Genomic DNA, 19,757 nt, shown 5'->3' with positions numbered 1-19,757 from the left:
TAATTGAATTAGTGCGGGGCTTTTTACGTTTAGATGGTCATGCTATTCGATAGCGAGCTTATTGAACAACCTCACCAGACTCAATGACCGTTTCACGAACAACCTTGGTGAAATCGAGTGCTTCTTGACGAATCTTGTCTTCGTCTACCGTTAGCATGTCGCGGTCTTGCATGATGATCTTGCCATCAACGATGGTGTGGCGAACGTTACCCGAGTTAGCAGAGTAAACTAATGCTGAGTATGGGTTGTACACTGGAACCATGTTTGGTGCCTTGGTATCGATCACTATGATGTCGGCGAGTTTGCCTGCTTCAAGAGAGCCAATCTTATCTTCCATGTGTAGCGCTTTTGCTGCGCCCATGGTCGCCATGTCGATCACTTTGATCGGCGGCATCGCAGCACGATCTTTATTAACTAGCTTGTGAACCTTAGCGACTTGGTTGAACTCATCAATCGTGCTCAGTGTGTTACCAGACATTGGGCCATCGGTACCTAAACCGATACGCACGTTCTCGTCATACATCTTAAGCGCAGGTGATACGCCTTTTGCTGACTTGATGTTAGCACTCATGTTGTGAGCTACGCCCATATCCGATTTCTTCACCAGTTCGATATCATGATCGTCTACTAGGATCATGTGTGCACCCACCAAGTTTTTGTTGAGTGCGCCAATGCTGTCCATGTATTGAACTGGAGATAAGCCACCTGAGCGTTCTGCAATTTTCTCTTCTTCACGGTGTGACTCTGCAAGGTGAATCATTACTGGAACATCTAACTCTAGAGAGAGCTTAGATATTTTCTGCAGGATCTCTGTGGTGTTGGTGTAAGGAGCATGCGGTGCAAACGCTGGTGTGATGCGTGGGTGATCTTTATATTCTTCAATGAAGTTCAACGCGTACTTAATACCTTCTGCGGCGTTAGCCGCATCGGCTACAGGGAACTTAATCACCGTTTCACCTAGGATGGCACGCATACCAATCTTATCGACGGTTTTTGCGACTTCATCTTCGAAGTAGTACATGTCGGCGTAAGTGGTCACACCGCCTTTTACCATTTCAACGTTACCTAGGTTCGCCCCAATACGTACCATGTCTCGCGATACTAGCTTTTTCTCTAGTGGGAAGATGTAGCGGTGCAGGCGATCTGGCACATCATCGGCCAACGAACGGAAAACCGTCATTGATACATGAGTATGAGTATTGATAAGACCCGGCATAACGATATCGCCATCAACGTCTAACACTTGCTTAGCTTGGTACTGCTTCTCTAGTGAAGCATCACCCACCGCAATGATTTTGTTGTCTTTGACGACAACAGTACCGCTTTCATAAACCGTTTTGTCTTGGTTCATGGTCAGAACCATGGCATCGGTAATCATCAGGTCAGCTTTTTCCATTGCCGAACTCGCAAATGGAAATAGAGCGAGGCTTGCCATTGCTGAAGCCAATAAAGTGCGTTTTAGTTTCATATCATACTCAGAACAGGAGTTGGTAAAGTGCGTGGATAATAGTGTATTTCATTCATGGCGCAAACGTTTGTTTTATCGTTTGCTTGAAATTTTGATGATAGTCCACGTCTATGAAGCGATGTTTCACAAAGTGAAAATACGTATCAATCTGAGGTTATTTGAGTGTTTTCCAAAGCATATCTGTAGCTTACCCCTAGCATCAGATATACTAGGGGTATATACCTTCCTTGCTTAAGCAGGCCCGCCTATGTCAAAAAACACACCAACGTCAGAAAACACGACAGCGACAACCACTGTTGATCCTTTTGCCGACCGAGAGTCGAAAAATTACGATAACCCAGTACCAAGCCGAGAGTTCATTATTTCGTTTCTAACAGACGCGAATATTCCGATGAACCGCAACGATCTATTCGAAGCTTTGGGTCTTGCTGGAGAGGAACAATATGAAGGGCTGCGTCGTCGTTTACGTGCAATGGAGCGTGATGGACAGCTTATCTTTACTCGTCGTCAGTGCTACGCATTGCCTGAGAAGATGGAACTGATCAAAGGCTATGTGATTGGTCATAAAGACGGTCATGGTTGGGTTCGCCCAGATGGCAGTGTGGGTAAAGACAATGATATCGTGCTGCCACATCACCAGATGAAAACCATCATGCATGGTGATTACGTATTGGTTCAGCCTACTGATAACAGTAAGCGTGGCCGTCGTGAAGGTCGCTTGGTTCGTGTGCTTGAAGAGCGTAAAACGCCACTTGTTGGTCGCTTCTTCCTAGAATACGGCCATTCTTACGTTGTTGCTGATGATTCGCGTATTAGTCACGACATCCAGATCCCAACTGAGCATAAAGGCGGTGCTCGAATGGGTAATGTGGTTGTGATTGAGATTACGGATCGCGGTGGTCGTTCTCGTAACATGATGGGTAAAGTAACCGAAGTTCTTGGTGAAAATATGGCGCCGGGTATGGAAACGCAGATTGCGATCCGTACTCATCAGATCCCACAAGAGTGGCCTGAAGCGGTAGATAAGCAAATCGAAAACCTCGGTGAGCATGTTCCTGAAGAAGCAAATGAAGGACGTGTAGACCTGCGTAAACTGCCATTGGTTACCATTGATGGTGAAGATGCGCGTGACTTCGATGATGCGGTTTACTGTGAAGCGAAGAAAGGCGGCGGCTGGCGTCTATGGGTAGCGATTGCTGACGTAAGTTACTACGTTCGCCCAGATACCGCGCTAGACAAAGAAGCGATTAACCGTGGTAACTCGGTATACTTCCCGTCACAAGTTGTACCAATGCTGCCAGAAGTACTTTCAAATGGCTTATGTTCATTGAACCCACAAGTAGACCGTTTATGTATGGTGTGTGAGATGACTATCTCAGACAAAGGTAAGCTGTCGGGTTACAAGCACTATGAAGCAGTCATGAACTCTCATGCTCGTCTTACTTACAATAAAGTAGGCGCGATCTTAGATGGCAATGAAGAACTTCGTGAGCGTTACGAGCCAGAAGTACCGCATCTAGAAGAACTGCACAAGATGTACAAAGTTCTGAAGAAAACGCGTGATGAGCGTGGTGCGATTGAGTTTGAAACGGTAGAAACCAAATTTATCTTCAATGCGGATCGTAAGATCGACCGCATTGAACCGGTAATCCGTAACGATGCACACAAGATCATCGAAGAGTGTATGATTCTGGCGAACATCGCATCGGCATCTTACGTAGAGAAAGCGAAAGAGCCTGCTCTGTACCGTGTTCACGAAACTCCGGGCGAAGAGCGCCTAATGGGCTTCAAGAGCTTCTTAAGTGAATTAGGTTTAACACTGGAAGGTGGTCTGTCGCCATCACCTGTAGACTATGCACAATTGATGCAACAGATTAACGAACGTGAAGACCGTGAATTAATCCAAACCATGCTACTTCGTTCAATGAAGCAAGCGGTCTACAACGCGGATAACGCGGGTCACTTTGGCTTAGCCCTTAAACGCTATGCTCACTTTACCTCGCCGATTCGTCGTTACCCTGACTTGCTATTGCACCGTGCGATTAAGTACCTTATTGCGAAAGAAGGCGGTCGTAACAGCGAACGTTGGACGCCAACCGGTGGTTACCACTACACTTTCGATGATATGGACTTCTACGGCGAGCAGTGTTCAATGACTGAGCGTCGTGCTGATGACGCAACGCGTGAAGTAAACGACTGGTTGAAGTGTGAATACATGCAAGACCATGTCGGTGAAGTGATGGATGGTGTAATTGCCAACGTGACTGGCTTCGGCTTCTTTGTTCGTCTAACTGAACTGCACATCGATGGCTTGGTACATATCTCAGCGCTAGCGAACGATTACTACCAATTTGATGCTGTTGGTCAGCGTCTCGTGGGTGAAAGCTCTGGTAATATCTACCGCTTGGGTGATTCGGTTAAAGTGAAAGTTTCTGCGGTTAACTTAGAAACTCGCCAAATCGACTTTGACTTAGAAGACACCGATCGTCAGCCGCGTGGTAAAGGCAAAACAGCCAAGAAGCGTGCTGCTGAAGCGATGAAAAAGGCGAAAAGCAAGAAGCGTTCAGCAGTGAAGAGCAATAAGCCGGGTGTATCAGCGAAGCCTATGGTTGAGCCAACTAAGCGACCTGACGGAAGCAGCGAAGGCCCTGCTAAGAAGAAAAAGCCAGCGAATAAAACCGGTGCTGCTAAAGCTCGTGCTAAGAAAAAGCGCGCAGCAAGCCGTAAGCCAAAGGCTGATAAATCTTAATGTCAATAAGGCACTAGGCTAATCAGGTTTAGCGCCTAACTGATTTAATACGAAATGACTTTAATGCGAGAGTATCAGGCGCAAGACGCATACTCTCGAAATAAACAATACAGAGATGAATGCGTCGGGTTTGATGTCATTCTTCTCTGAGCAATAAGAGTAAGTTGAGACAATGAGTAACGAATTTATTTACGGTATTCACGCGGTGAAAGCCGTACTAGAAAAAGATCCTGCACGTTTTATCGAAGCGTATGTACTGAAAGGTCGCCAAGACGAGCGTCTTCTTCCATTACTGAACCAACTGCAACAGTTTGGTGTGTCGATTCAACAGATGGGTCGTAAGCCGCTGGATGAAAAAGCACAAGGTGCGAATCACCAAGGCCTTATTGCTAAGGTGAAGCCTGCTAAGCAGCTTAATGAAACTCACCTAGACGATATTCTAGCGCAGCATGAACAGCCTTTGCTGTTGGTTCTAGACGGCGTAACAGATCCTCACAACCTAGGCGCTTGTCTACGTAACGCGGATGCCGCAGGTGTCGCTGCGGTTATCGTACCGAAAGATCGCTCTTCACCGTTAACAGCAACGGTAAGCAAGGTAGCGTGTGGTGCGGCTGAAACAGTTCCTCTCGTGCGTGTAACCAACCTAGCTCGCACAATGCGTGCACTGCAAGAGCAGGGCGTATGGTTTGTGGGCACGGCAGGTGAAGCAACGCATGATATCTACCAAGCGAAACTAACAGGCCCACTTGCGGTTGTGATGGGTGCAGAAGGTGACGGTATGCGTCGTCTAACTCGTGAAACCTGTGATGATCTGATTAAGATCCCAATGGCAGGTAGCGTATCAAGTCTGAACGTTTCGGTAGCTTCTGGTATTTGTTTGTTTGAAGCGGTACGTCAGCGCTTAGCTCAATAGCGTTAAGCTGAGTCAAAAGGAAAAACGACTTTAAGTCTATGAATTTATTAACGCCTACCACTTGCTGGTGGGCGTTTGTTTTTAGGCTGCTACGAAAGAACGGGTTGGTTTGTCAGATGGCAAGGGGTTGTTGCTCTTTCGTGGTTGAATTTTGTTCGAGATAAAATCGTTTTAGGCGCGGCGAAGAGTATGTAGCCTAGTCATTCTAAGCAAATATTCTTCAACAAAGCATAAAACGATTTTAGCCGAACCCTTCGGGCAGCCTTTGTGGTTCATTTCTACTGCGTTATCGGCTTTTTATGTAGGCTAGCTACACGTCAAAGCCTCTGTCTTGTATAAATTTCCCACAAAGAGCTGCAAAAGCCAGCTCGAAAGATTAACAGCCCCTAAATGGCGAAAGAAAAACTGTTTCATTATTCGCCAAATATCACTTGCCAATACAGGGTTCTTTCTATAATATTTGCCGTCCTTAAAACTCGGTCATTTATCTTTAGTTCCTTGCTTCCTCTGGACGACCGGGCCACTCGTGGAAGCTAATAATCCGTAAGGAGCAACCAAATGCGTCATTACGAAATCGTATTCATGGTTCACCCTGATCAAAGCGAGCAAGTTGCTGGCATGATCGAGCGTTACACTGGTTCTATCACTGAAGCTGGCGGTACTATCCACCGTCTAGAAGACTGGGGTCGTCGTCAAATGGCTTACCCAATCAACAAGCTTCACAAAGCTCACTACGTTCTTATGAACGTTGAAGCTGGTCAAGAAGTGATTGACGAGCTAGAAACTGCTTTCCGTTTCAACGATGCAGTTCTACGTAACATGATCATGCGCACTAAAGGCGCTGTGACTGAGCAATCTATTATGCTTAAGCAAAAAGAAGAGCGTGCAGAGCGTGCTCCTCGTCGCGAAGAGCGTACAGAAGCTAAACCAGAAGCAGCTGCTGAGTAATTCTTTTTTGGCTTAACGCCTTAAAAAATTCTCAACTTGTTTTAGGTCATTGATAGTTATTTCGATAATTGTGAAAGACCGCTTTACTAAATTTAAGATCAGGAGATAGCCCATGGCTCGTTTCTTCCGTCGTCGTAAATTCTGCCGTTTCACTGCAGAAGGCGTACAAGAGATTGACTACAAAGACGTAGCAACTCTTAAAAACTACATCACTGAAGCTGGTAAAATCGTACCTAGCCGTATCACTGGTACAAGCGCTAAGTACCAGCGTCAACTAGCTCGCGCTATCAAGCGTTCTCGTTACCTAGCTCTACTACCGTACACTGACAAGCATCAGTAATCGGTAATAGTTAATAATAGTTTAAGAGGACTAAGATAATGCAAGTTATTCTACTTGATAAGATCGGTAACCTAGGTGGCCTTGGCGACCAAGTAAACGTTAAATCTGGTTACGCTCGTAACTTCCTTATCCCACAGGGTAAAGCAGTTATGGCAACTAAAGACAACGTTGCTATGTTCGAAACTCGTCGTGCTGAACTAGAAGCTAAAGTTGCTGAGCAACTAGCTGCTGCTGAAGCTCGTGCAGAGAGCGTTAACACTCTAGAAGGCGTTACAATCGCTTCTAAAGCTGGTGACGAAGGTAAACTATTCGGTTCTATCGGTACTCGTGACATCGCTGACGCTATTACAGCGGCAGGTGTTGCAGTAGCTAAGAGCGAAGTACGCCTACCTGAAGGCGCTCTACGTAACATCGGCGAATTCGAAGTAAGCATCCAACTTCACTCTGAAGTTTTTGCTACTGCGAAAATCGCTATCGTTGCAGCTGAGTAATTTCAGTACCAAGACGAATTCTTTCTTTTGAAAGTTTTAAACACCAGCTTCGGCTGGTGTTTTTTTATGTCTGGAATATAGGAAAGTACAAGGAAGGGTTGTGGTAAGTAAAAAGCTTACAGTGGTCCATAAGCTGTTATTGCTGAACTGGTCGTTCTCAAGGTTAGAAGTGATCTTAAGATTAGAATTGGAATAGCAGGTTTATAGATAGAACAGAGTCTTCTTTGCTTAACCCTTCAGGCACTTTATCGTGGTACTGGCGAGAGTGAGCGATCTTCAGCGCGATATTGTCAGTAATATCGTTGATAGCTTCTAACTCAGTATCAAATTTTAGGTTACTGTGACCAGAGACAAGCGTCACGTCGGCCTTGAGCTGTAAATTCTTCAATACCTGCCAAGACGTATTCACGTTGCCACGAAAAATCGCTTCTTCAACAATCTCTGGGAAGATGATGTCATCATCGTCTAGCTCATCGAGATTCGGCTCTTGGTAACGAAAACCCGGACCGACTTCGACTTCCAATACAAACTCTTCTGTATTTGAAAACTGGTAACCCAGACCGCTCGAAACAGTGTAGTCCTTAAAGTAGGCGCTGTATCGTGAATCGACACCTTTGAAACTGCCGTAAAGGTAGGTTTTAGGGCTTAACTTGTAGTCACTTTGAGCCGAGTAAGTCGATTGCCTTTTATCTTCTTCGCCATCTTTGTAGAGGTTGTAGTATTTCCATTCACCACTGGTTCTATGACGGCCAGCCGTGTACTCACCGTTAAGGCGTGCGTTAAGCGATCGTGAATCAGAATTACCAGTATGCGACTGATATCCAAATTCGACTTCCGTTTTTAGCGGGCTCGGCAGCTCTGTATCACTTGTATCACTCGGTGCGATATCCATATCTTTTTCTTCAGGTGCTGGTGCAACGACGATCGGCTCAGCAGTAGGTTCTGGAACTACTATAGAGTCGAGGATTGCATCAACAGAGGCTTTAGCATCATCAGCTAAGGCCAACGGAGCGCTCAGGAGACCAGTGCTTAGAAGACCAGTGCTCAGAGCCAATAATTTGGACACGCATACCTCTAGTTATACAGTGAGTGAATGGCAGGATCGTAATGCTACCCTTGGTTAATTCCGTCAGCAATAGGTAAATTCTTCCTGAAGAATAAAACAAACTCATAGGATCGGATTACAAACGGATGTTCTTGGGTATAATGAACGATCATTATTAGTTATTGAGTGTAGTCATAGTGGATACCAAAAGTCAGAAATCAGCCAACGATCAGGTGGACGCCATCAAGGTCCCGCCACATTCATTAGAAGCTGAGCAATCTGTTATTGGCGGTTTGTTATTGGATAACGAGCGCTGGGATACGGTTGCCGAAAAGGTTGTGGCCAAAGACTTTTATAGCCGTCCTCACCGTCTGATCTTTGAAGCGGTAAAAGATATCCTTGAAGAGAGCTCTCCTCTGGATCTTATTACACTCTCTGAACATTTAGAGCTGCGTGAGCAACTTGAAGAAGTGGGTGGCTTTGCTTACCTAGCTGACTTAGCGAAAAACACCCCAAGTGCGGCAAACATCAATGCGTATGCGGATATCGTGGCGCAACGTGCACTCGTTCGTAGCCTGATCGGGGTGGCGAATGAGATTGCGGATTCTGGTTATGACCCACAAGGTCGTACATCGGAAGAGCTGGTTGATCTTGCTGAAAGTAAAGTCTTCGCGATAGCCGAAGGCCGTGCAAGTGAAAACGAAGGTCCGCAAAACGTTGATAGTATTCTAGAAAAGACGCTAGAGCGTATCGAGATCCTATACAAAACGCCACAAGATGGTGTGACAGGTGTCGATACCGGTTTCAACGACCTCAATAAAAAGACTGCTGGCCTACAAGGTTCTGATTTAATCATTGTCGCCGCTCGTCCATCGATGGGTAAAACGACCTTCGCGATGAACTTGTGTGAAAATGCGGCGATGAAGCAAGACAAGCCAGTGCTAATCTTCTCGCTAGAGATGCCAGCCGAACAGCTGATGATGCGTATGCTTGCGTCACTTTCTCGCGTAGACCAAACCAAGATTCGTACTGGTCAGTTAGACGATGAAGATTGGGCTCGTATCTCGTCGAGCATGGGTATTCTTATGGATAAGAAGAATATGTATATCGATGACAGCTCGGGTCTAACGCCAACAGAAGTACGTTCTCGTGCTCGACGTATTGCTCGTGAACACGATGGTATCTCTATGATCATGATAGATTACCTTCAATTAATGCGTGTACCTTCGTTATCTGATAACCGTACTCTTGAAATCGCCGAGATTTCTCGCTCATTGAAAGCGCTGGCAAAAGAGCTCAACGTTCCGGTTGTAGCACTTTCTCAGCTTAACCGTTCCCTAGAGCAACGTGCTGATAAGCGCCCAGTAAACTCGGACTTGCGTGAATCAGGTTCGATTGAGCAAGATGCCGATTTGATCATGTTCATCTATCGTGATGAGGTTTATAACCCAGATAGCTCATTGAAAGGCATCGCTGAGATTATCCTTGGTAAGCAGCGTAACGGTCCGATCGGTTCGGTTCGTCTTACGTTCCAAGGTCAACACTCCCGATTTGATAACTATGCAGGTCCTGCATTTGATGATGAGTAATCGCTAATGACTTACATGAAAGCGGCGACAGCGAGCATTGATTTAAATGCGCTTGAGCACAATCTAAGCCAAATAAAATCGAAAGCCCCACAGTGTAAAGTGATGTCTGTTGTCAAAGCCAATGGCTATGGTCACGGCTTACTGCACATTGCTAAGCACTCTAAAAGCTCAGATGCGTTTGGTGTGGCGCGTATTGAGGAAGCATTGCAGCTGCGAGCTGGTGGCATTGTTCAGCCTATTCTATTGCTTGAGGGTTTTTATTCTTCCGGCGACTTACCGATTCTGGTCACCAATAACATTCAAACGGTGGTGCATTGTGAAGAACAGCTTAGTGCTCTGGAAAATTCAGTTCTAGAATCACCGGTTGTGGTATGGCTAAAAGTCGATAGTGGTATGCACCGTTTAGGTGTTCGTTCTGAGCAATATCACGATTTCGTTGAGCGCCTGCATCAATGCCCAAATGTGGCTAAACCTTTACGCTATATGAGCCACTTTGGCTGTGCTGATGAGTTAGATAAAACAACGACCGAGCAGCAAACAGAATTATTTTTATCTCTAACAGAAGGCTGTGAGGGTGAGCGTTCGCTTGCGAACTCAGCGGGTTTACTTGCTTGGCCTAATAGCCACCTGGATTGGGTGCGTCCGGGAATCATCTCTTACGGTGTATCACCGTTTATTGATAAAACAGCACAAGAGCTTGGCTTTATGCCTGTGATGACCCTTACCTCGCACCTGATTGCTGTGCGTGATTTGAAGGCTGGTGAAAGTGTGGGTTATGGCGCGAACTGGACCAGTGAACGTGACACCAAAGTGGGGGTTATCGCGATTGGTTACGGTGACGGCTACCCTCGAACTGCGCCTAACGGCACACCTGTGTTTGTAAATGGCAGAAAAGTGCCTATTGCAGGCCGAGTTTCTATGGATATGTTAACGGTCGACCTTGGGCCGGATGCTCAAGATAAAGTCGGTGATGAAGCGACACTTTGGGGGAAAGAGTTACCTTCTGAAGAAGTCGCAGAACATATCGGCACGATCGCTTACGAGCTGGTTACTAAGCTTACCTCGCGTGTAGCGATGGAATATGTGAAGTAGCTATGGATTCAGTACAGTAAATGATGTTCAAGCGAACCACTCGACACCTAGTGATGTCAGCAATGGCATTACTCGGTGTTAGCTTTTCTTCTTCAGCTCTGAGTGAAGAAAAAGACTCAGCCTTTGTCCCTTTCTACTTCAGCACTGAAACCATGGGTAATACCTTTGGGGTTGCTGGTGTCGCAAAGGGTGTTTGGCAACCTCAAGCAGCTCTGTTTGGTATGGCGTTGTATTCAGATAAAGACAGCTATGTCGGTTTCCTATCTGCCTTTAATTTTGCACTGTCTGAGAACATATTGTTCAGCACTCAGATGTACCAAGCTCGTTTTAACAAAAACCCGTATTACATTGGCTCTCAAGGCGATAACGATTCATCGATTGATGACAAAACCATTGCTGATGGCTTAGAAGAAAACTATCAGTTTGAGTTTAAGTACCTGTTGCCGTGGGGCAATGTTGCTGAACATGGTTTGTTGGGTGCGTTTCAACCTATCAAAGATGTAAGCTTTGCTTCACCGGTTGAGTCGGGTGTCAGCTCGATTGTCTTTACACCTTTTTATACTTCCCGAGAGTTAGAAGGCTTAAACAATTCTGAAGAGGCGACGGGCTTTAGTTTGGCGTTTGATTGGGATAACCGTGATAGCACACGTAACCCAACCAAGGGCTCTCATACTAACTTAGAATTCACCACCGGAGCAGAAAGCTGGTCTAACGATGACTTGTGGCTCAAGTGGACCTTCCAAAATAGTCAGTACTTTGCTTTAGGTCCTTTAGGGGACTTATTCGATCAACAAGTTTTAGCATTCGATTTCTATACGGCTGACACGCCTACATGGGATAACTGCTCTGGGCAAGATTGTGCTCGTCCACCGGAGACCGAGCAAGCTCGATTAGGTGGCTTGTATCGATTACGAGGTTATACCGGAGGCCGTTATCACGGTCGCTCTGCAGTGCATTACTCTGCAGAGTATCGAGTGCTTCCTGACTGGCAACCTTTGGGCGATATCCCACTGATTAACTACTACGACTTGCCTTGGTGGCAATGGGTAGCGTTTGCTGAAGTAGGGCGTGTTGCCGATGAGTACGACATTAAAACACTGCATACAGACATGAAGTGGAGCTTAGGTGGCGCAGTTCGTTTCCAAGTGGAAGGCATTGTTGTTCGTGCTGAATTAGCGCGAGGTGGTGATGAAGGGACCTTTAGGGTCATGATAAATCAGCCCTTCTAAAGCTTTCTGCCTACAGTAGGCCAAATACTATTTTTATAAGAGTGGTTGTGGAAACGCACCACTCTTTTTTATTAACAAGATATTGTTTTTATTAAGGAGATCTTGTTTTCAAGCAGTCTACTCACCTTGCATCGTAGCAATCACAGTTCGGCTTCCACCACAATCCCGGTGCTCTCCTAAGTAAATGCCCTGCCATGTTCCTAAAGCTAAACGACCATTGCTAATTGGTATTGTCACACTGGTGCCAAGTGTCGATGCTTTAATGTGGGCAGGCATGTCATCATCACCTTCATAGGTGTGTCTGTAGTAGGGCGCTCGCTCTGGGATAAACTTATTGAAGTGCGACTCCATATCGGTACGGACGGTAGGATCTGCGTTTTCATTTAATGTGATGCTGGCAGAGGTATGTTGGATAAAAAGATGTAATAAACCAACAGATAGAGAATTGATATCGTGTATCTGTTGTTCAATTTCATCAGTAATGAGATGAAATCCACGCTTTCGTGCATTTAGGTGTATAGTCTTCTGAATCCACATACGCCATCCTTTATAATGTATTTGGAAAAAAAGTGGTTTAACGCTATCTTTTGAACTTGAATTTATCAGGTATCGCTCACATTTAATTATGTTAGAGCTAGAGTCTGTACCGATTCTTCTGTCAGGAAATCTAATCCTGATTTATCTCAAGGTACAGCTCTTCATATGCGGCATAATACGTCGTGAAAAAAAATTACAAAGAATCTTTCAGTGGTGGCGCGGTTTGGTCATCACAGAAAAATATAAACTTTCGCCTAATCGGGGGTTCTATTCATCACCTAGGTGACGTTTAGAATAAAACCTACAGTAACATCGGGATAGATACCATGTTGAAAAATATCAACCCAACGCATACACAAGCGTGGAAAGCTCTAACGGCACATTTTGAGTCTGCTCAAGATATGGATATGAAAGAGCTGTTTGCTCAAGATGCAAAGCGTTTCGAGAGCTTTTCTACTCGTTTCGGTTCTGACATCTTAGTCGATTACTCTAAGAACCTTATCGATGCTGAAACTATGCAGCACCTATTTGCTCTTGCGAACGAGACTGAAGTTAAGTCTGCAATTGAAGCAATGTTCGGTGGTGATGCAATCAACAAGACTGAAGGTCGTTCAGTACTTCACACAGCTCTACGTAACCGTAGCGACAACCCAGTAATGGTTGATGGCAAAGACGTAATGCCAGCAGTGAACGCAGTACTAGCAAAAATGGAACTGTTCACGCACCGCATCGTTTCTGGTGAGTGGAAAGGTTACACAGGTAAAGAGATCACTGATGTAGTTAACATCGGTATCGGCGGTTCGGACCTTGGTCCATACATGGTGACTGAAGCTCTAACGCCATATAAAACTCGTCTAAACATGCACTTCGTTTCTAACGTAGATGGCACTCACATCGTTGAGACACTTAAGCCTCTGAACCCAGAAACAACGCTATTCTTAGTGGCATCTAAAACATTCACTACTCAAGAAACAATGACTAACGCGCACTCTGCACGTGATTGGTTCTTGGCTGAAGCGGGTGACAACGCACACGTAGCTAAACACTTCGCAGCACTATCAACTAATGCAACTGCAGTTGCTGAGTTTGGTATCGATACTGACAACATGTTCGAATTCTGGGACTGGGTTGGTGGCCGTTACTCACTATGGTCTGCGATCGGTCTTTCTATTTCTCTTTCTGTTGGCTTCGATAACTTCGTTGAGCTACTAGAAGGTGCTCACGAGATGGATAACCACTTTGCTTCAACTGAGTTTGAAAGCAACATTCCAGTCATCCTTGCGCTTATCGGTATTTGGTACAACAACTTCCACGGCGCTGAGTCAGAAGCAATTCTACCTTACGATCAATACATGCACCGTTTTGCTGCTTACTTCCAGCAAGGTAACATGGAATCAAACGGTAAGTTTGTAGACCGTGAAGGTAACCCGGTAGAGTACCAAACTGGTCCTATCATCTGGGGTGAACCTGGTACAAACGGCCAGCACGCTTTCTACCAACTGATTCACCAAGGCACTAAGCTGATCCCATCAGACTTCATCGCGCCTGCTATCAGCCACAACCCAGCATCTGATCACCACCAGAAGCTAATGTCTAACTTCTTTGCTCAAACTGAAGCTCTAGCTTTCGGTAAGACAAAAGAGGCTGTAGAAGCTGAATTCCTAGCTGCGGGCAAAACAGCTGAAGAAGTTGCTGAGCTAGTACCTTTCAAAGTGTTTGAAGGTAACCGCCCAACGAACTCAATTCTTGTTAAGCAAATCAACCCTCGCTCTTTAGGTAACCTAATCGCGATGTACGAGCACAAGATCTTTGTTCAAGGTGTTATCTGGAACATCTTCAGCTTCGACCAATGGGGTGTAGAACTTGGTAAGCAACTAGCAAACCAAATTCTTCCAGAGCTTGCTGATGATGCTCAAGTAACATCTCACGACAGCTCAACGAACGGTCTAATCAACGCATTTAAAGCGCTTAAAGCTTAATTGAGTCGATAGCATCCAAAAAACGCCAACCTTCGGGTTGGCGTTTTTGTATCTGTAGAGCAAGCAATGGTTAAATCGCAGGTAATAAAAAAGGCTGGCATTATGCCAACCTTCTTTGATACTCAGTACTGCTAGAAATAAACAGCTGTTATTCGAAACAGATCTCGATGAAAGCATTACCCCATTGAGATGAAAAAGGCATGATGATGATTGCCCCATCACACTTGTGACGAATCGTATGACCTTTACCGGAAACCACGATTGGCGTTGCCATATCGAAGTCAAAACCGCTTTCCGCAAGAATACGTTTTGCACCGCCAGTCACCATGTTAGTGATTTCACCCACCATATCGGTCACTTCTTCGTTGAGGCCGTTTGGTCGTTCACCGAGCATGTTTTCCATGATTTCGAGAGCGAGACCTTCATCAAAGGTGATCGACATAGAGCCACGAGATTGTGTACCCACCATACCAATTAGGCCGGATACATCGCCACGAGCGATTTCATCTTTCTTAACTCTTGGTTTTTGTGGCTTCAATTCTAGAGAAGCCATCGTTTTTAGTACGTTCATCAAAGAAGCTAAAAACGGGTTTACAAATTCAGCGCGCATAATGTTCTTCTATAATCTTATTCTTTCATCTCGGAGGAGCAAGATTGGCAAATGCCATGCGATTCAATGACATGATTAGTCAATTGAAAGCCATGCTTCTCAGCGTTACTGGCGAGTAGGGTGACAAGCGCATCGTCTTGCAGTTCGATCACAGTGCCACATTTATCGCAGATCAGTAGTTGGGAGAAATGTTTGTTGGCATTGCAAGAACAGCAGCATATGAAGCTATTGGTTGACTCAACTCGGTGAATGAAACCTTGCTCTAACAAGAAATCTAAAGCGCGATAAACCGTAGGAGGCTTGGCTTGTGGTTCACTGACTTTCAACTGCTCTAACAATTCATAAGCACTAGAGGCTTTTTTATTAGAGAGAATGAGCTCAAACACTCGCTTTCTCTGAGGCGTCAATCTAACGCCTCGCGATGCGCATATCCCTTCAACTTGCTCTATTAATGTGTGGTCCAAATTTTTCACCATTCAATCGGCCATCCCTAATTAAACCCTATTTCTAGGTTACTACGTTTTGGGGGCCAATGATTTCTATTAAAGTCAGGTACAGAGCGTATTGTGACCCACGACTTTGAATAAGACAAGGTAACTCAAAATGACAGTGTGACTCAAGGCATAACTGATTAATGAGGCTGAATTAGAGATCTGGTGAATAGGTTTATAAAAAAGTGTGAGGCAAAGTTCATATAGCACAAACAGGGCATAGCATTTACAATAGCCGACCTTGCTTTTGCTGGGTATTCCAGCATATTTTTTTGACTCGCTACTAGGGTACTTTGCCATGACACATTCATGTAGGTTGTCTGTCGCTCCAATGCTCGATTGGACTCACCTTTAAGCAATTACTTGGCTTGCCAGTGAGTCATCCGTACTAAATCCGTACTAACTACTTTTCTTTACCAGTTTATGTCCTTCTAAGAGCAGCTTTGGTTTTGCTTTGATAGCATAAATCTTCCCTGAATTTGAACACACAATGATATCTATTGCCGACGAGTTATTTGTAAAGTCTTTACACTGCTTCGAAGTCAAAGGAACCGTTAGAGTCTCCATACTCGATAAGGTTTTAGTAATCGGTTGTTTCGGCTGGATTTTAGAAATTTTGTCGTTAGAGTCATAAAAGAATACATCTCGAATAATCACACTCGGCTCTCCCTCATTGCATAGGATTAATGAGTAAGCTTTATTGTCATTCTTCTTACCTGACTCCGAAATAAGGTAACTTAATACAGGTGTGAGTTTTTGTCGGTGCTGCATAGAGCTATAAATCATAACAAAAGTAGCGACTAATAATGAGACCATAGTGATCATATAACTAAGCTCTTGCCTACCTTCTGAACTGGAGCTTTCTCCTGTTGGTAACCATGAATTCATGATCATTATTAAGATCACAGCAGTGACAATAACGAATGAAATTATCGCTCCGGTAATCGAAGTTATAGTTGCAGGCCTAAACCACCAATTTCTAACAAAACGTCTTATTCTTCTCATTTACATTCTCTGCCCAGACCAAACCACTTCACCGATGATCTCGAAGTCGTTGCCTTTAATTTCTTCTTTTCCAAGTTCCCATGCTTCATAAGCACTATTGTCACTCACAACCTTGATTCCATGTGGTAGGAATTGAAGTCTCTTCACCATCAGTCGATTGTCATATCTGAATACGTAAATCCCATCAGTAGAAAAACCATCAACGCGGTTCACCATTACGATGCTCTGATTTTTGAGAGTTGGGATCATGCTGTCACCACGGACAGGCATTAAGAAAACGTTGTTAGGGTTAAAGCCAAGCTCTTGCCTAATGAATCGCTCACTAAAAACCATTGCGCTAGATTCTTCTTCTTTTTCAACAAGCGCACCATGCCCAGCACTCACCTCAATATCGAAAAACTTCAATTCCAAATAGCCTTTTGGAGTCAATGAGCCACTTTTTGCGATCTCGTTCGCTTTTAGAAAAATATCTTCAGGAATTTTTCCACGCATTCTCCACGTTTGAATGGTTGATGCTGAAACCCCTAAAGCTTTTGATAAATCAGTGTTTTTTGAGGTTTTGGTTAATTTCTTAAGTTCAGATATTTGTCCGTCCACGATGCTCATTGAATGCTCCAGTGTGCTCAAAGGTGTTGCAATGTATAAATTATGATCCAATAATGTCTCATGGCGACATTGAGACATTCTTGAGTTAATTATAGTTGCTCTTAGTTAACTCACCATAATTGCATAGGTGATTTATGAACACAAACTTCGCATTACTCGCTAGATTTGAAAGCCCTACTGTAGAACTTAAACAAGTCAGCCAAGAGTTTTTTGGTATTACCCCTAAGACGGCAGAGCAAAGAGCGAAAGCTTGTGACTTTCCCGTTCCTACCTTCAAGTTGCGTGATTCAGAGCGCAGCCCGTCGTTAATCAAGATAGAAGACCTCGCTGCTTACATTGATGAACGTCATTCAGTGGCCAAGTGTGATTGGCTATCGGTAAACGGGTAGGAGGATTGAGCATGAATAATGTAGCGACTCCGATTCACAGCGTTAGCGTAGACCTTTCTCATTCGAGTGAAGCCAGAGAGCTTTTCATGATCGTGAAAGGTCGCTTGTCTTGTTTAAGCGAGTCTTCGCCTGAGTTTGAATTTTTATATCCGATTTATCAGCAGTTCCTCGAAGCCACCATTTTGTTGGAAAGCTTGGAGGAATAGACATGCAGGTATCTGACCCTATCCACTTACCTTGTCCCGATATGCTCGGCATGGTTGACCCTAAACCGGAACTACGCGAACGCTCTATTCATTTGATAGAGCAGTTACGTGAAAAGCATGGTTTGTCGAAGCGTTCAAAGCGCAAAGCTAGACCGATGAATTACGTTTGCACAAATCATTCGTGTACGGGGCTGTAATGAACGAACAAGCGATGATAGCCGCACTTGCTAACATGGAAGCTAAAAGTGACGCAGGAGAACTCACTCGTTACTCTGCGTTCACTAAACGCTTCTTTCCTCGCTTGCCTAAAATCGTGCGTAACGATGTGAAGCGCAAAATAGCCAAGCGTAAACAACGCCAAAACCCTACCAAAGAAAATCTGATACTAGCGGCAGAAGATGCCGTTAAATTTGGGCTGAAAAGAGCGCACTTCATTGAAAACAAATTCCCGTTTGTTGATAGTCGCGCTAAGAGCCGAACTCAACCTTTAAGCCACGATATTTTGATGCGTGATGATGCCGTTAGTGAACTAGCAAAAACGTTCGCTGATAAGTGCGCGTTACTGCTTACCGAAGAAAGCCAACCCGAAGTATTCAAAAGCTTTTTAGATGCGATAGAGCATGTTTACCAATTGCAGGAAGCTGAACTAAAAACGATTCATGTTAACGCGCCACAAGTGAACCTTAAAAAACGCGATAAGAAACCGGAAGAGTTAGAACAAGACCTACAGGTAGCCGTACTCAAGATGCAATCTGAATCTTGGATTGAGGGACGCTTGTTACACCTCCGAGCACAATACATTGAGTATTCACAAATCACGCTTGAGCGAGTTGGTGAGGGAAAATATCAGTCACCGGTGATCAGTGCGTTGTCATTTGCCAACTGGAAACAGAAACAGCGAGACGCTAAAGCGTTCCTTGAAACTATGGCAGTGATGAATAACGAGACGGGCGATTCTTTCAATCTTGAGGATGTGGTCAAGCGAACGACTGCGAATCCAGAAAACCGTCGTATTGAAATGATGGTGCGATCTCGTGGCTTTGAAGAGTTGGCTCAAGACTTAGGTTATACCGCGCTCTTTATTACTTGGACGTTGCCGAGTAAATACCACCGAGTCTCTAAAAAGTGGAATGGTGCGAGTATCAAAGACGGCCACCAAGTTCTCATGCAGCAATGGGCGTTAGGTCGAGCACTGCTAGCGAAAGAAGAGATTCATTATTTTGGTTTTCGAGTGGCTGAACCACACAAAGACGCGACCAGCCATGCTCACTACTTTCTGTTTTGTTCGCCTGACGACAAAGACTTCATTATCGAAACCTTAAAATTGTGCGCTATCTCTGAGGATAAGCACGAACTAGGTTCTGATATTTCACCTCGTTTTGATGTGAAAGAAGCTGACCCTAAAAAAGGCGGGGCGACTGCCTACATTGCTAAATACGTCTCGAAGAACATTAACGGTAAACACATGCCAGAAAACGAGGGTGAAGAATCAGCCTATCGTGCACGTGCTTGGGCTTCCACTCACCGAATCCGTCAGTTTCAGCAATTTGGTGGTAAGCCTGTTTCCCTTTGGCGAAATCTACGCAGGGTAAAACCGGAACAGACCATGATAGACCCAAAGCTCGAAGAGCTGCGCCAAGCGGCAGATTCTTCGAAGTGGTCGCTGTTCTGCCAATTGGCTGATAGTGCAAAAGTTGCCTACCAATCAAAACAAAACCAATACGGTGAAACAACCAAAAAGGTGATCGGCTTTTTTTGGCTCGGTCGTCTTATCGAAACGTCTAGCGAGTGCTATTCGCTCGTTAAGAAAAAAGACGTGAAGCGTCTTCAAGAGGCGCGGAGCGTCTCACCTTGGAGCACTGAAAATAACTGTAACTCTCCCTTAGTTGAACATCTTCAACGCGTGACCGGATGGAGCGTAGAGGGAGTCCAATGCTTAATCTCACCGCTGATGCGGGGAGCCAAAGTTCAAATTGATAAATACACGAGTATCAGTTTTAGAAACAACCGTCTGATTGTGTATTAAACCATTGCCAACGATGTGAATCAGGGGCTAAACACTAAACAACG

Annotated in this window: 20 protein-coding genes; 13 read left to right on the top strand and 7 right to left on the bottom strand. The window is 44.8% G+C overall.

What is annotated here, in order from left to right; all coding sequences use genetic code 11:
* Nucleotides 1-58 precede the first annotated feature (58 nt).
* On the bottom strand, nucleotides 59-1,468 hold the full coding sequence (locus CWO27_RS21965; RefSeq protein ID WP_107899498.1) for an amidohydrolase: 1,410 nt from the start codon (nucleotides 1,466-1,468) through the stop codon (nucleotides 59-61).
* Nucleotides 1,469-1,715: 247 nt separating this feature from the next.
* Here CWO27_RS21965 and rnr point away from each other — a divergent pair, with 247 nt between their 5' ends.
* The 5 genes from rnr to rplI all read left to right on the top strand — a co-directional run bounded on the left by rnr (nucleotide 1,716) and on the right by rplI (nucleotide 6,909).
* On the top strand, nucleotides 1,716-4,217 hold the full coding sequence (gene rnr, locus CWO27_RS21960; protein ID WP_107899497.1) for a ribonuclease R: 2,502 nt from the start codon (nucleotides 1,716-1,718) through the stop codon (nucleotides 4,215-4,217).
* Nucleotides 4,218-4,389: 172 nt separating this feature from the next.
* Nucleotides 4,390-5,130, top strand: coding sequence for a 23S rRNA (guanosine(2251)-2'-O)-methyltransferase RlmB (gene rlmB / locus CWO27_RS21955; RefSeq protein ID WP_017063180.1), 741 nt, complete (start codon nucleotides 4,390-4,392; stop codon nucleotides 5,128-5,130).
* A 558-nt stretch (nucleotides 5,131-5,688) separates the two neighbouring features.
* Nucleotides 5,689-6,078, top strand: a complete 390-nt coding sequence (gene rpsF / locus CWO27_RS21945; protein ID WP_004741278.1) for a 30S ribosomal protein S6 — start codon at nucleotides 5,689-5,691, stop codon at nucleotides 6,076-6,078.
* Nucleotides 6,079-6,190: 112 nt separating this feature from the next.
* On the top strand, nucleotides 6,191-6,418 hold the full coding sequence (gene rpsR / locus CWO27_RS21940) for a 30S ribosomal protein S18 (protein WP_000090472.1): 228 nt from the start codon (nucleotides 6,191-6,193) through the stop codon (nucleotides 6,416-6,418).
* Between the two features lie 38 nt (nucleotides 6,419-6,456).
* Entirely contained in the window at nucleotides 6,457-6,909 is a 453-nt protein-coding gene (gene rplI, locus CWO27_RS21935) for a 50S ribosomal protein L9 (RefSeq protein ID WP_010434182.1), read from the top strand.
* Nucleotides 6,910-7,090: 181 nt separating this feature from the next.
* Here the strand turns inward: rplI and CWO27_RS21930 are convergent, their stop codons facing one another.
* Nucleotides 7,091-7,975 carry a DUF481 domain-containing protein gene (locus CWO27_RS21930; RefSeq protein WP_102433514.1) on the bottom strand — a complete coding sequence of 295 codons (885 nt, stop codon included), beginning with the start codon at nucleotides 7,973-7,975 and terminating at the stop codon, nucleotides 7,091-7,093.
* Between the two features lie 176 nt (nucleotides 7,976-8,151).
* Between CWO27_RS21930 and CWO27_RS21925 the strand changes: the two genes are divergently transcribed.
* Genes CWO27_RS21925 through CWO27_RS21915 form a run of 3 tightly spaced genes read left to right on the top strand, consistent with a single transcriptional unit; the run spans nucleotide 8,152 to nucleotide 11,864 of the window.
* On the top strand, nucleotides 8,152-9,543 hold the full coding sequence (locus CWO27_RS21925) for a replicative DNA helicase (RefSeq protein ID WP_016767560.1): 1,392 nt from the start codon (nucleotides 8,152-8,154) through the stop codon (nucleotides 9,541-9,543).
* 6 nt (nucleotides 9,544-9,549) lie between these two features.
* Nucleotides 9,550-10,635: an alanine racemase gene (gene alr, locus CWO27_RS21920; RefSeq protein WP_107899496.1), complete on the top strand. Its 1,086-nt coding sequence runs from the start codon at nucleotides 9,550-9,552 to the stop codon at nucleotides 10,633-10,635.
* A 23-nt stretch (nucleotides 10,636-10,658) separates the two neighbouring features.
* On the top strand, nucleotides 10,659-11,864 hold the full coding sequence (locus CWO27_RS21915) for a BamA/TamA family outer membrane protein (RefSeq protein WP_107899500.1): 1,206 nt from the start codon (nucleotides 10,659-10,661) through the stop codon (nucleotides 11,862-11,864).
* Nucleotides 11,865-11,981: 117 nt separating this feature from the next.
* On the opposite strand, the gene CWO27_RS21910 is transcribed toward CWO27_RS21915, so the two are convergent.
* Entirely contained in the window at nucleotides 11,982-12,401 is a 420-nt protein-coding gene (locus CWO27_RS21910) for a secondary thiamine-phosphate synthase enzyme YjbQ (RefSeq protein WP_048661605.1), read from the bottom strand.
* Between the two features lie 326 nt (nucleotides 12,402-12,727).
* Between CWO27_RS21910 and pgi the strand changes: the two genes are divergently transcribed.
* Nucleotides 12,728-14,380, top strand: coding sequence for a glucose-6-phosphate isomerase (gene pgi / locus CWO27_RS21905; protein WP_102478972.1), 1,653 nt, complete (start codon nucleotides 12,728-12,730; stop codon nucleotides 14,378-14,380).
* A 148-nt stretch (nucleotides 14,381-14,528) separates the two neighbouring features.
* Here the strand turns inward: pgi and CWO27_RS21900 are convergent, their stop codons facing one another.
* The 4 genes from CWO27_RS21900 to CWO27_RS21885 form a co-directional block, all read right to left on the bottom strand.
* Nucleotides 14,529-14,990: a chemotaxis protein CheX gene (locus tag CWO27_RS21900; RefSeq protein WP_017059940.1), complete on the bottom strand. Its 462-nt coding sequence runs from the start codon at nucleotides 14,988-14,990 to the stop codon at nucleotides 14,529-14,531.
* A 17-nt stretch (nucleotides 14,991-15,007) separates the two neighbouring features.
* The gene (zur, locus tag CWO27_RS21895; RefSeq protein ID WP_017059941.1) at nucleotides 15,008-15,466 is read right to left on the bottom strand and encodes a zinc uptake transcriptional repressor Zur; all 459 of its coding nucleotides are present in this window, start codon (nucleotides 15,464-15,466) and stop codon (nucleotides 15,008-15,010) included.
* 414 nt (nucleotides 15,467-15,880) lie between these two features.
* Nucleotides 15,881-16,486: a hypothetical protein gene (locus tag CWO27_RS21890; protein WP_102279173.1), complete on the bottom strand. Its 606-nt coding sequence runs from the start codon at nucleotides 16,484-16,486 to the stop codon at nucleotides 15,881-15,883.
* On the bottom strand, nucleotides 16,487-17,092 hold the full coding sequence (locus CWO27_RS21885; RefSeq protein WP_102279174.1) for a LexA family transcriptional regulator: 606 nt from the start codon (nucleotides 17,090-17,092) through the stop codon (nucleotides 16,487-16,489).
* A 134-nt stretch (nucleotides 17,093-17,226) separates the two neighbouring features.
* On the opposite strand from CWO27_RS21885, the gene CWO27_RS21880 reads away from it, so the two are divergent.
* Genes CWO27_RS21880 through CWO27_RS21865 form a run of 4 tightly spaced genes read left to right on the top strand, consistent with a single transcriptional unit; the run spans nucleotide 17,227 to nucleotide 19,713 of the window.
* Nucleotides 17,227-17,481, top strand: coding sequence for a pyocin activator PrtN family protein (locus CWO27_RS21880; protein ID WP_017108645.1), 255 nt, complete (start codon nucleotides 17,227-17,229; stop codon nucleotides 17,479-17,481).
* Nucleotides 17,482-17,492: 11 nt separating this feature from the next.
* Nucleotides 17,493-17,687 carry a hypothetical protein gene (locus tag CWO27_RS21875; RefSeq protein WP_102279176.1) on the top strand — a complete coding sequence of 65 codons (195 nt, stop codon included), beginning with the start codon at nucleotides 17,493-17,495 and terminating at the stop codon, nucleotides 17,685-17,687.
* 2 nt (nucleotides 17,688-17,689) lie between these two features.
* Complete coding sequence (locus CWO27_RS23840) at nucleotides 17,690-17,884, top strand: hypothetical protein (protein WP_048662771.1); 195 nt, start codon at nucleotides 17,690-17,692, stop codon at nucleotides 17,882-17,884.
* Nucleotides 17,884-19,713 (top strand): replication endonuclease, encoded by a 1,830-nt coding sequence (locus CWO27_RS21865; RefSeq protein ID WP_102279177.1) that lies wholly within the window; start codon nucleotides 17,884-17,886, stop codon nucleotides 19,711-19,713. The genes CWO27_RS23840 and CWO27_RS21865 overlap by 1 nt, the downstream gene beginning before the upstream one ends.
* The last annotated feature ends 44 nt before the right edge of the window (nucleotides 19,714-19,757 follow it).

This window comes from Vibrio sp. 10N.286.51.C3, from assembly GCF_003050065.1.
Taxonomy (GTDB): domain Bacteria; phylum Pseudomonadota; class Gammaproteobacteria; order Enterobacterales; family Vibrionaceae; genus Vibrio; species Vibrio crassostreae.
The sequence above is the reverse complement of the archived record's forward strand: the minus strand, read 5'-3'. Positions and strand labels throughout refer to the sequence as shown.